Below are 11,798 nucleotides of genomic sequence, written 5' to 3'. Positions count from 1 at the left end.
TGCCTTCACCCCCGAGGAATGCGCCAACTACCTCAAAAATTCAGGCTATCGAACTTAATGCCATCACGCTTTAGGGCGAACGGTGCTGCTCTCACGCGCTTTTGCCGACCTCGTAAAGAACGAAGTCGAGCTCGAACGCGTCGGCGAATAACCGGCGTGCGGCTTCAACGAGCCGGTCGAGCTGTTTGCGTATCACGGTGAAAGCAGGTCTGCGGCTAGCGTTGTAGCCCGGATGGAGCGAAGCGTAATCCGGGGTTAGCTCCGCGGGCGTGATTCCCGGATTTCGCTGCGCTCCATCCGGGCTACAATTCTCCCCATTGCAGGGAGGTCGGCGTCCCACGGACCGCGATGATGCCATCGTGCCCCTGATTTGCCCGACGTGTCAAATGATTTCGTAAAATCGTAAACCACGCTCCGTCCGTCACCGGCTACTTTGCATGGGGTTGTTTTCGACATTTTTGTTTTAGGAACGCGGCTAGCGCCCCTCAGGTGCTGTTGCCCTTCAGCCGCTCGTTGCGCCGGCGCAGGCCTTCCATGGTCGCGAGCAGGATGACCGAGACGGTGGTCAGGATCACCGCCGCCGCCGTGATGGTCGGGCTGATGTTCTCGCGGATGCCGCTGAACATTTCGCGGGGCAGGGTGCGCTGCTCGGGGCCGGCCATGAACAGCACGATCACCACCTCGTCGAAGCTGGTGGCAAAGGCAAACAGCGCACCCGATGCCAGACCCGGCAGGATCAGCGGCAGGATCACGCGGCGGAAGGCGTAGAGCGGCGGGGCGCCGAGGGATGCAGCGGCGCGCGCCAGGTTCATGTCAAAGCTTTGCAGCGTTGCGCCGACCGTGATCACCACGAACGGTGTTGCCAGCGCGGTATGGGCGAGGATCAGGCCGAGATAGCTGCCGGTCAGCCCGATCGGTGCGAAGAAGAAGTAGAGGCCGACCGCGGTGATGACGCCGGGCACCACGACCGGCGACAGCACGATCGCCAGCACCAGCGGCTTGAAGCGGCTCTTCCACTGCGCCAGCCCCAGCGCGGCCAGCGTGCCGAGCACGACCGAGAGCATCGTCGCCGCGACGCCGATGATCATGCTGTTCTTCAGCGACGTCATCCAGCGCGCCGAATGGATGAACTCGTCGTACCAGCGCAAGGAAAGGCCGGGCAGCGGATAGGTGAGGTAGGCGCTGGAGCTGAACGACAGCGGCATGATCGCGAGGATCGGCGCCATCAGGAAGATGAAGACCAGCGTGGCAATGACGATGGTCGCGCCCCACGCGATGCGCTGGCTGGTGGTGCGGAGGGAAGCATCGCCGCTCAATTCTTCATTCCTCCCGTGACCTGCTGTCCCTGCACCAGCTTTCCGTAGAGGACGCCGAGCAGCAGCGTGGCGGCCAGCAGTAGCGCGCCCAGGGCCGAGGCGAGGCCCCAATTGGCGGTTTCGGTGGTGTAGAGGGCGATGAAGTAGCTCATCATCTGGTCGGCGCCGCCGCCGACGAGGGCCGGCGTGATGTAGTAGCCGAGCGCCAGGATGAAGACGAGCAGGCTTCCGGCTGCGATGCCGGGCAGGGTCTGCGGCAGGTAGATCCGCAGGAAGGCGGTGAGCGGCGGCGCGCCGAGCGAGGCGGCGGCGCGCATATAGGCCGGCGAGATCGCCTTCATGCTGCTGTAGAGTGGCAGGATCATGAAGGGCAAGAGAACGTGCGTCATCGCCACATAGACGCCGAAGCGGTTGTAGATCAGGCGCATCGGCGCATCGATGATGCCGAGAAAGCGCAAAGAATCGTTCACCACGCCATTGCTCTGCAACAGCACGATCCAGGCGCAGGTGCGCACCAGGAGCGAGGTCCAGAACGGCAGCAGCACGAAGATCATCAGGAGATTCGATCGTCCGGCCGGCAGCGTCGCCAAGAGATAGGCGACCGGGAAGCCGAGGATCAGGCACAGCACCGTGACACTGAGGCTGATGGCGAAGGTGCGGACGAAGATGTCGCGGTAGATGGCCTGATCGGGCGGGGCGGCGACGATCGCGCCGTCGACGTTGCGCGTCAGGTCGAGCGCTGCCAGCAGGTAAAAGGCGGTCACCCGGCCGCTCGCGCCCCTGATCGCCGCCCAGGTCGCGCGGTCGCGCCAGGCCGGATTGATCTTGCCGAGCGTCTCCTTGGCCGTGCCGGCTTCAGGCGGGGCTTTCAGATTGCGCGCCGTGCTGGTGAGAATGGTGCGGAAGCCGTTCACGGCGTAGTTGAGCCGCTTGGCTGCGATGGCGAGCGTCCCGGCGGCGCGCGCCGCCAGGATGTCGTCGGCCAGCGCCGCATAGGCCTTTTCGTCCGGCAGATCCTTGCCGTCCCAATCGGCTAGCGCCGTCACGGTGTGCGGGAGGACCTGACGCACCTCCCAGTCGTCGACGGCGTGCCAGAGCATGCCGGCGATCGGACCCAGGAAGGTGAAGAGCAGGAATGCGAGAAGCGGCAAGACCAGCGCCAATGCCTTGACCTGGCGCGTCCGCTCGGCCCGCTTCAGGCGGCGCTTGAGCGGCACGTCGGTTGGCGCATCGGCGCTGGTCAGGAACGCTTCCGTCATCGCTTTAAGCCCGGCAGACGCGCTATTTCGCCGCCCACTTGTTGAAGCGCTCGGTCAGGCGGTCGATGTTCTCGAGCCAGAACGCAACGTTGATCTCCGCCGCATTCTTCATATTGTCAGGCGCCGTCGGCAGGTCCTTCAGAACGGCCGGCTGGATCAGTCCCGCGGCGTCCTTGTTCGAGGTGCCGTAGGCGATGTTCTCCGACAGCTTGGACTGGTTCTCGGCCTTGCCCGCGAAGTCGAGGAACTTGTAGGCGGCGTCCTTGTTCGGGCTGCCCTTCAGGATCACCCAACTGTCGAGCGTGTAGAGCGCGCCGTCCCACACCATGCCGAAGTTTTTCTTCTCGTTCTTGTTCGCGGTGTCGATGCGGCCGTTGTAGACCGACGTCATCGCCACTTCGCCCGAGGCGAGCAGTTGCGGCGGCTGGGCGCCGGCCTTCCACCAGACGAGGTCGCCCTTGATGGTGTCGAGCTTCTTGAAGGCGCGATCGACGCCCTCGTCGGTGGCCAGCACCTTGTAGACGTCCGCCGGCGGGACGCCGTCGGCGATGAGGGCGATCTCCAGCGTGGTCTTCGGGCCCTGGCGCAAGGCGCGCTTGCCCGGATATTTCTTGGTGTCGAAGAAGTCCGCCCAGCCCTTCGGCGCTTCCTTCAGCTTGTCCTTGTCGTAGCCGAGAACGAAATCGTACAGGATGGCGCCGACGCCGCAGGGATTGACCGACGGCGGCAGATAGGCGGCCTCGCCGCCGATCTTGCTGTAGTCGATCTTCTCGAACAGGCCCTCGTCGCAGCCGACCGCGAGCTCCTCGCTCTCGACCTGGACGACGTCCCAGGTCGCCGCTCCGCCCTGCACCTTGGCGCGCAGCACGCCGATGCCGCCGTCCCACGACTCGTCGTTCATCGGGACGCCGGCCGTCTTCTTGAACGGCTCGAAATAGACCTTCTTCTGGGCGTCCTGATACGCCCCGCCCCACGATACCACGGTGAGGTCGCGCGCCTGCGCGACTGTGGCCAGAGCAACGCCGGCGGTCAGCGTCGCGGCGAATCCCAGTGCCATCTTGAGCTTCAGCATCGTCTTCGTTCCCTTCTTGTTGTGAGTTGCGTTCTGGAAAGTGTGCTGTCCCGGTTCGATTACACGGGATCGAGGGCCAGGCAGTCTTCGGGGCGGAACGTGATGGACACGCTTTCGCCCTGTCTCAAGCTGTTGTGTTCGCCCGGCTGAAGCTTGACCATGAACTCCCCGTTGCCGGCGACCTCGAGCACGGCCAGCGTGTGGTCGCCGAGATAGATGGTGCTCTGCACGGTGGCCGGCAGACGGTTCGGTCCCTCGGCCGTCGCCCCGTCGACTATAATGGAGATCCGCTCCGGCCGCACCGACAGCGAGGTAGCGGCGCCGCTGCTCGCCACGTTGACCGCCCGGGCCATGACGGAGCCTCCGGAGGCCAGCGCGACGCGGCAATATCCCTGCTCGATCGTCTCGACCGTGCCGGCCAGCACGTTGTTCTCGCCGACGAAGTGGGCGACGAAGCTGTTCACGGGGTGTTCGTACAGCGCGTCTGGCTTGTCGATCTGCTGCACGATGCCATCGTTGAACACGGCGATGCGGTCCGACATGGTGAGCGCCTCGCTCTGATCGTGCGTGACGTAGACTATGGTGATGCCCATCGTCTCGTGCAGTTGCTTGATCTCGAGCTGCATCTGCTCCCGCAGACGCTTGTCCAGGGCGCCGAGCGGCTCGTCCATCAGCACGATCTGGGGATTGAAGACCAGCGCGCGGGCCAGGGCGACGCGCTGCTGCTGGCCGCCGGACAATTGTCCGGGACGCCGCTGCGCCAGCGCCTCCATCTTGATCATGCGCAGCGCCGCGCGCACGCGCTCCTGCGCCTCCGCCTTGTTGACCTTGCGGACGGATAGCGGGAAGGCGACATTCTCCTCGATCGTCAGGTGCGGAAACAGCGCGTAGTTCTGGAACACCATTCCGATGTCGCGCTTGTGCGGCGGCATGTTCTTGATCGGCCGGTCGGCGAGGTAGATCTCGCCATGGGTCGGCACCTCGAAGCCCGCCAGCATCATCAGCGTGGTCGTCTTGCCCGAGCCGGACGGGCCGAGCAGGGTGATGAACTCACCCTTCCTGATATCGAGGTCGAGGTTCTTCACGACGAGGTGCTCGCCGTCGTAGGTCTTCTGGATGCCGGAAAAGCGCACTAAGGCCGTCGCGGTTGCGGTCATGGCGCCTTCCATGCTGTCCTCCCGTCTGCTGATGAGCATTGAGCCGGGACCATTATCAAGGGTACGTCCACCCGTGGCAGTGACCGTTGGAGACGGTCATCGAAACGTCTTTGCCGTTCGCCATGCGCAGCGATTACTCCGGGAAACGTGACAAGGCAGCGGACGGAGCGCAGTCAGCACCTCGTCCAAGGTCGGACGGGAAGCTTAGCATCCTACGAGGAGAATACCAGCGGCGGAAGCCGCCTGGGCTGCGCGAAGCGACCGAAGGCTAGCGCGGCTCGACCACCTCGCCGTCTTCCTTCACGAAACGTCCCACGGGATTGTCCAGGAGATCGATCACGGCCTCCGAAGGTCGGCACAACCGCGCGCCGTTTGGCGTCACGACGATGGGACGGTTGATGAGAATGGGATGCACCACCATGAAGTCGAGCAACTGGTCGTCCGACCATTTCGGGTCGTCCAGGCCGAGGTCCCGATAGGGCGTACCCTTCTCGCGCAGGAGAGCGCGGGGCGAAATTCCCATCGCTGCAACCAGCTCTTTGAGCCGTTCGCGCGACGGCGGTGTCTTGAGGTATTCGATGACGACGGGCTTGACGCCGCTCTGCCGGATCATCGCGAGCGTGTTGCGCGAGGTGCCGCAAGCCGGGTTGTGGTAGATCGTGACGGTCATCGTGGTCTCCGCGATTGCGATGGGCCGCGCATCGGCGTGCGCCCGAGCTGCCAGTTCATCAGCAGCATTCCGGAAATTGCGCCACAAAGCTTGGCAAGGATGGCAGCCGACAGGTCCGCCGGACGAATACAGGAAACTGTGCTCGTGAGCGAGCGCGCGATCGCCACTGCCGGAGGTGGACGCCTCTTAGTCTAGATCGCGTTCCGCGGCCGCTGGAAGGGGCCGCTTCCGGCTTCGTCCTTGCGGGATCGGTACAGGGTGATGATGCCTCGGCAGGCCTTGGCGTCGAGACGATGAAAATCGAGCTTCAACCGTTCGAGCTCGCCGGCCGTGATGCGATAGTTGGGCGCCCCGAGGAACAAAAGCGCCATCGCGGTCGGCCAGCAGAAATTCAAGGATTTGGCCAGGATCAGTGCAGGCTCGCGATCCCGTTCGATCAATGCACGCTCGACGATGTCGACGGGCAACGGGCACAGCAAGGATAGCGCGACGGCCGTTTCGTTGAACTTGAGCGAGTGGGCGAACTCGAAGACCTTGTCTTCGGTCAACTCGCCGCGTTCGTGCAGCTTTGCGACCGTCCGTTTGGCGGTGAAATAATCCTTTGAAGCCGGGCCGAACCTGGCGTGCACCGCGCCAGTGATGTCGACGACGACTCGGTGAATCTGTGGTCCGATGTCGGGACGCTCGCGCTCGAGCTTCTCACGCACTTCCGCGGAAGCTTTCGCGATAAGCTGATGGAACAGATGCCGGGGGATGTCCTTTCGCAGCCCGACGGATTCAGCGAGGATCGAATCTCCTTCGGAACGCCGCACCAGGTGCAGGAAGCCGGAATTCGAAAAGCTTGCACCGTTATTTGCCGCGACTGAGTTGACGACCTCATTGCCGCCGCGGACGACGAGGACGTCGGTCACGGCTTCCGGAACGGACTGTCGCTGGGAGATCGCGAGCAGATGCTGCTGGCTCTTGCTCCTGGCACAAGCGATCAAGGTCTCGGTGTCCAGCCGCTGCGATTGCCTGAGGATAGGCCAGGCCACATCGATGCAGTCGTCGGAGGCAAGCTGGTTCGTCAGCTTGTAGGGCGCATTGTTGCTGGCGGCCAATTTTCCCGCTAGCCGCGCGCGCGCCGTCGTTTCGATCTCCTGGGCGAGGCGGCCGATGATTTCGCCGAACGTCCAGATCTGATCCTCGGAATAGGTTCCGGCGATCAAGAGATCGGTCGCGTGCCACATCGCCCGCAGACAGCTCTCGGGATTTCCTTTTGCAACAGTCTCTTCCAGATCGAGCAGGAGCGATGAGGTTTCGACCATGGGGGCAACTCTCGGCTTGACAATGTTCAAAGCAAAAACAACTCGAGGAAACCTCGCCATTTCGCCATCACATGCTTGAACGAGCAGTAAAGCCCCGGGCCGCGCTTCGGACTGGGCTTAACGTCGGTGCAACGGAAACGCTCAAATTTGAGCTTGTTGCGGGAGAGTGGCGCGCGCAGGCAGCGGCGAGATATTGATCCCTGCAAGGATTCTGATTTTTGGAATACGGCAAATCGCCTCAGCTTGAGAGTAAGGCGACCGTTCGAGAGTCCCACGAAGCGTACGGGACCGCGGTGGATGTGGCAGCGTCGGCGCGGATACGCAGTGTTGGGCGGGCGATGGATTGAGCCGTCCCATGAGCGATTGCGAGGCCGTCAATTCATGATGGACACCGCTGTGCATTGCTGGCATACCAAATACCTGGTGTAGCGGGGCGTAAAACCATACAGCGCTTAGAGGCTTGGCATCGTCGCGTCGCCCAGGACGACCGGGATCGCTTGGGCCAGAGATCGTTTGTGAAAGAGAGAGCATGGCGCGCAACATTTTGATTCTTGGGGCCTCCTACGGCTCCTTGCTGGGGACCAAGCTTTTGATGGCGGGCCACAACGTGACCCTGGTGTGCCGGGCAAAGACGGCCGAGCTGATCAATCGCGACGGTACCGAGGTGCGTATCAAGCTGCGCGACGAGGCGGCGCACCGCGCGATCTTCTCGCGCGACCTGCCCGGCAAGCTCGACGCGGTGACGCCGGCCAATGTCGACGTCTCTCGCTATGATCTCGTCGGCCTTGCGATGCAGGAGCCGCAATACACCAATCACACCGTGCGCGTGCTCATGATCAAGATCGCGGAAGCGGGACTTCCCTGCCTGTCGATCATGAACATGCCGCCGCTGCCTTACCTCAAGCGCATCCCGGCGCTGTCAGGCGTGGACCTCGAGGAGGCCTATACCAATGCGCAGGTGTGGGAGCGCTTCAAGCCGGGCCTGGTGACGCTCTGCTCGCCGGATCCGCAAGCCTTCCGTCCGCCGGAAGAAGCGGCGAACGTGCTGCATGTCGGCCTGCCCACCAACTTCAAGGCGTCGGTGTTCGAGGACGAGAAGCACAACAAGCTGCTGCGCGAGCTCGAGGCCGATATCGACGCGGTGACGCTCGAGGGCCACGACGTGCCGGTCAAGCTCAAGGTGTTCGACTCGCTGTTCGTGCCGCTCGCGAAATGGTCGATGCTGCTCACCGGCAATTACCGTTGCATCACGCCGCACGAGCCGCAGTCGATCCGCGATGCGGTGCACACGGATCTGAAGCGCTCGCAATCGATCTACGATCACGTCGATGCGCTCGCGCGGCGTCTCGGTGCCGATCCGAGGGATCAGGTGCCGTTCGAGAAATACGCCAGAGCCGCGGAGAGCCTGCTCAAGCCGTCGTCTGCCGCTCGCGCGGTCGCCGCCGGCGCGCCGTTCATCGAGCGGGTCGATCTCCTGGTGAAGCTGATCTCTCACCAGCTCGGCGTGCCCAATGCCGAGATCGACCGCACGGTCGATACCGTCGACCAGAAGCTGAACGAGAAGATCGTGCAGGGCGGCTCCGGCGCGAGCTGACCGGCATCGATCAAACGGGCGGCGCGATGCGCTGCCAGATGCTTCATTTTCTTTTCGGCTTCATGCGGAGAAGCGCTGCCCTATTGCGTCGGCAAATTTGAAATTTCCATTTCATTGATTTCGCCGGTCAGGCGAGACATGACGGGTCAGTTCGTCTGAATTCCGTGGGAGTCCAAGAATGTCGTTTCGTTCCGTTCTGATTCTTTCGACCGTGCTCGCCGCCTGGTCGGCGGCAGCTTCGGCGGAGACCATCAAGATTGGCGTGACCCCGGGGCCGCATGCGCAGATCCTCGAGGCGGTGAAGCCGATCGCAGCGAAAAACGGGCTCGATATCCAGCTCGTCGAGTTTTCCGACTACGTCGTGCCGAACGCCGCGCTCGATGCCGGCGACATCCAGGCCAACTCGTTTCAGAACCAGCCTTACCTCGACAACCAGAAGGCCGATCGCGGCTACAAGATCGAGGCGGTGGCGCTGACCGTCAATTTCCCGATCGGCGTCTATTCGAAAAAGCACAAGAACTGGGTCGACATTCCCGATGGCGGCAAAGTCTCGATCCCGAACGATCCGACCAACGGCGGACGCGTTCTGCTGCTGTTGCGCGACAAGGGCGTGATCAAGCTGAAGGACGGCGTCGGCTTCAAGCCGACGGTGCTCGACATCACCGAAAACCCCAAGAAGCTGAAATTCATCGAGGTCGACGCGGCGCAGGCACCGCGCGCCCTTGACGACGTCGATGCAGCAGCGATCAACACCAACTACGCGACGCAGGCCGGGCTTGATCCGGTGAAGGACCCGATCCTGCGCGAAGATCCAAAGGGGCCTTACGTCAACCTCATCGCCGTCCGCGCCGCCGACAAGGATAAGCCGTGGGTCAAGATCCTCGTCGACAGCTACCACACGCCCGAGGTCAAGGAATTCGTGCTGACCAAGTTCAAGGGCGCGGTGCTGCCGAGCTGGTGACCGGCGCTAGAGCATGATCCGGAAAAGTGTGCAGCGGTTTTCCGAAAAGATCATGCTCAAACAATAGACTAAAGCGCGATGACGATTCATCCAATCTCATCGCGCTCTAGTGGAAGCTGCGGCTCGGGCCGGATGGATCGTCGTGCGTCTGCTCGACGATCTGCGCGATCGGGCTCGACTGGTGATGGACGAGCAGCCAGGCGTTGCCGATGCGCCGGAAATGATTGGTGGCGGCAAGCGCGGTGCCGTCGACGATTTCGATGCATAACACCCGTCCGCTGTCGCCTTCGACGATCGCATGCGGCTCCGCGCAAGCGATCTGCGGCCGGCTCGGGTTCTGCAGGATGTCGCGCCAGCTCCCCATCACGGTGGCGCGGCCGATGATGCCGGGCCAGCCGGGATGAACGCAGGAGATACTGTCCTCGTCCGCCCACAGCCGTTCCATGGCCGCGACGTCGCCGGCCGCGAAGGCGGCATAAAAGGCTGCGTTGGCGGCGATGATCGCGCTCTTGCTCATCCCTCCCGGGGTGGGCCAAGCGCGACCAAAAATCAAGAGCAATTTCCGTCGATTGGCCGGCGGAACAGCGGCTCATGGCCAGCGTTGTATCCGGCGAACGCAACAGGATCGAGCCTCGGGAGAGGGACTCATGGGACTTGCTCAATACGCGATCGTGCCGGTGCGCGACCAATGGGGTGTGCTGCATGACGGCAACATCAATGGTGAGTACGAGACCAAGGAGTCGGCCTTCGAGTCGGCCGCCGCCGCAGCATCGCTCGCCATCCGTCAGGGGCATGAGGTTCATCTGAGCGTGCCCGGGCGTGAGCCGGGCGAAGCCGCGCTCGGCGTCTGACCGTCAGGATTTTGGTATCAGGAGCAGGAGCTCTCCACTGTCCGCCGTGCACCCCGCGCATAGAGCTTGCCGAGCGCGTTGGTCACGGCCTCCCGCAGGCGCGGGTCGGTACCCATCGGGCCGAAGACCTTGCCGATGCCGAGCAACGCCGGAGCAAGTCGCTCGGCAACGGGGCCTTGCTCGCGAGCAATGCCTGCGAGTTCGCGCGCAAGCGGGTCGCGTACATCGATTGCGCGGTCCTGCTCGTCGGTTCCCGTGACGTAGCGCATCCAGCCGGCGACGGCGAGCGCATGCGTCTCGATCGGCAGGTCCCGGCGCAGCCGGTCCTGGATCGTGCCGAGCAGCCGCTGTGGCAGTTTTTGCGAACCGTCCATGGCGATCTGCCAGGTGCGGTGGTGGAGCGCCGGATTGGCAAAGCGCTTCAGCAACGACGCGCGATAGGCGGAAAGATCGGTGCCTGCCGGCATCGTCAGCGTCACCGCGGCATCTTCCATCACCTCAGCCGCAAGCCTCGCGAAGTGCGGATCACGCATGCTATCGGCAATGGTCTCGTAGCCCGCGAGATAGCCGAGATAGGCGAGCGCCGAATGGCTGGCGTTGAGCAGCCGCAGCTTCATCAGCTCGAACGGCTTGACGTCAGTGACCAGCTCGACGCCAGCGGCAGCAAGATCGGGGCGGCCCGCGGGGAAATGGTCCTCGACGACCCATTGCGTGAACGGCTCGGTCATCACCGGCCATGCATCCTGCATCCCGAGCGCGGTTGAGACAGCCGTGCGATCGGCATCGGTCGTTTCAGGGACGATGCGGTCCACCATCGTGCAGGGGAAGGCGACGTTCTCGCAGATCCACTTGCCGAGGTCCTTCGACCGCAGCGCGGCAAACTGCGTCACGATCCGTTGCACTGTGCGACCATTGGCGGCGAGGTTGTCGCAGCAGAGCACGGTGAAGGGGGCAAGCCCTTGCGTCCTCCGCTGCGCAAGCGCGGCGACGATGAACCCTGCTGCCGAACGCGGCGCGTCGAAATTGTTGAGGTCATGCACGACGTCCGGATGCCGCTCGTCGAGATCGCCAGTCTGCGGCGTGTGGCAATAGCCCTTCTCGGTGACCGTGAGCGAGACGATGCGGATAGCGGGATGGGCCATTTTCGCAATCAGCCGCGCCGGGTCTTTAGGCGCGACCTCGCTGCCGGCGAGGGCGCCGATCACGCGATAGTCGGTGCCTTCGGCCGAACGCACGGCGACCGTGTAGAGATGATCCTGCGGGGAGAGCGCGTCGTGGGTATCGCGACTGCGCAGGCTCGCGCCGATGATGCCCCAGGTGTTCGCGCCGGCGGCGATACAATCGTCGATGACGACGGCCTGATGGGCGCGATGAAAGGCCCCTAAGCCCAGATGCACGATGCCGGGCGTGACTCGGGAACGGTCATAGGCCGGGCGGCGGATGCCGGACGGCAGCCGGTCGAGATTGGCGCGGCCAATGCGCATGGTCGTCTCCCCCCCTTTGCTTTCCGGCTGCTTGACATGCTGGCCTTCCTCGGTCAATGCTCTGGTCAATTGGTAAGACCAATTTTCCAAAATTGGCGGGGCCGACGGGATCGTTACCCCGGACCGG

Annotated in this window: 11 protein-coding genes; 3 read left to right on the top strand and 8 right to left on the bottom strand. The window is 63.4% G+C overall.

Going from position 1 to position 11,798, the window contains the following annotated elements; all coding sequences use genetic code 11:
- Positions 1-485 precede the first annotated feature (485 nt).
- The 6 genes from SO140_RS40880 to SO140_RS40855 form a co-directional block, all read right to left on the bottom strand.
- Positions 486-1,316, bottom strand: a complete 831-nt coding sequence (locus SO140_RS40880) for an ABC transporter permease (protein ID WP_449384613.1) — start codon at positions 1,314-1,316, stop codon at positions 486-488.
- Positions 1,313-2,575, bottom strand: coding sequence for an ABC transporter permease (locus tag SO140_RS40875; protein ID WP_449384612.1), 1,263 nt, complete (start codon positions 2,573-2,575; stop codon positions 1,313-1,315). The genes SO140_RS40880 and SO140_RS40875 overlap by 4 nt, the downstream gene beginning before the upstream one ends.
- A 22-nt stretch (positions 2,576-2,597) precedes the next feature.
- On the bottom strand, positions 2,598-3,647 hold the full coding sequence (locus SO140_RS40870) for an ABC transporter substrate-binding protein (protein WP_449384611.1): 1,050 nt from the start codon (positions 3,645-3,647) through the stop codon (positions 2,598-2,600).
- A gap of 59 nt (positions 3,648-3,706) precedes the next feature.
- Positions 3,707-4,816, bottom strand: coding sequence for an ABC transporter ATP-binding protein (locus SO140_RS40865; RefSeq protein ID WP_449384610.1), 1,110 nt, complete (start codon positions 4,814-4,816; stop codon positions 3,707-3,709).
- 256 nt (positions 4,817-5,072) lie between these two features.
- Positions 5,073-5,474, bottom strand: a complete 402-nt coding sequence (gene arsC, locus SO140_RS40860; protein ID WP_449384609.1) for an arsenate reductase (glutaredoxin) — start codon at positions 5,472-5,474, stop codon at positions 5,073-5,075.
- Between the two features lie 191 nt (positions 5,475-5,665).
- Positions 5,666-6,781 carry a DUF2336 domain-containing protein gene (locus SO140_RS40855; RefSeq protein WP_474802841.1) on the bottom strand — a complete coding sequence of 372 codons (1,116 nt, stop codon included), beginning with the start codon at positions 6,779-6,781 and terminating at the stop codon, positions 5,666-5,668.
- Positions 6,782-7,310: 529 nt separating this feature from the next.
- Between SO140_RS40855 and SO140_RS40850 the strand changes: the two genes are divergently transcribed.
- Together SO140_RS40850 and SO140_RS40845 are read left to right on the top strand one after the other, a co-directional pair.
- A complete protein-coding gene (locus SO140_RS40850) occupies positions 7,311-8,375 on the top strand; it encodes a ketopantoate reductase family protein (protein WP_449383861.1) in 1,065 nt (354 codons plus the stop codon).
- A gap of 178 nt (positions 8,376-8,553) precedes the next feature.
- Positions 8,554-9,336: a MetQ/NlpA family ABC transporter substrate-binding protein gene (locus SO140_RS40845; protein WP_449383860.1), complete on the top strand. Its 783-nt coding sequence runs from the start codon at positions 8,554-8,556 to the stop codon at positions 9,334-9,336.
- 106 nt (positions 9,337-9,442) lie between these two features.
- Here SO140_RS40845 and SO140_RS40840 read toward each other — a convergent pair whose 3' ends face one another.
- The gene (locus SO140_RS40840; protein WP_449383859.1) at positions 9,443-9,853 is read right to left on the bottom strand and encodes a nuclear transport factor 2 family protein; all 411 of its coding nucleotides are present in this window, start codon (positions 9,851-9,853) and stop codon (positions 9,443-9,445) included.
- A gap of 130 nt (positions 9,854-9,983) precedes the next feature.
- Here SO140_RS40840 and SO140_RS40835 point away from each other — a divergent pair, with 130 nt between their 5' ends.
- On the top strand, positions 9,984-10,187 hold the full coding sequence (locus SO140_RS40835; RefSeq protein ID WP_027524742.1) for a hypothetical protein: 204 nt from the start codon (positions 9,984-9,986) through the stop codon (positions 10,185-10,187).
- A gap of 17 nt (positions 10,188-10,204) precedes the next feature.
- Here the strand turns inward: SO140_RS40835 and SO140_RS40830 are convergent, their stop codons facing one another.
- Positions 10,205-11,671 (bottom strand): mannitol dehydrogenase family protein, encoded by a 1,467-nt coding sequence (locus tag SO140_RS40830; RefSeq protein ID WP_449383858.1) that lies wholly within the window; start codon positions 11,669-11,671, stop codon positions 10,205-10,207.
- Positions 11,672-11,798: the final 127 nt, after the last annotated feature.

The organism is Bradyrhizobium sp. UFLA05-108, assembly GCF_059803455.1.
Note: the sequence above shows the minus strand (reverse complement) of the source record. Positions and strands in the feature narration are given on the sequence as shown.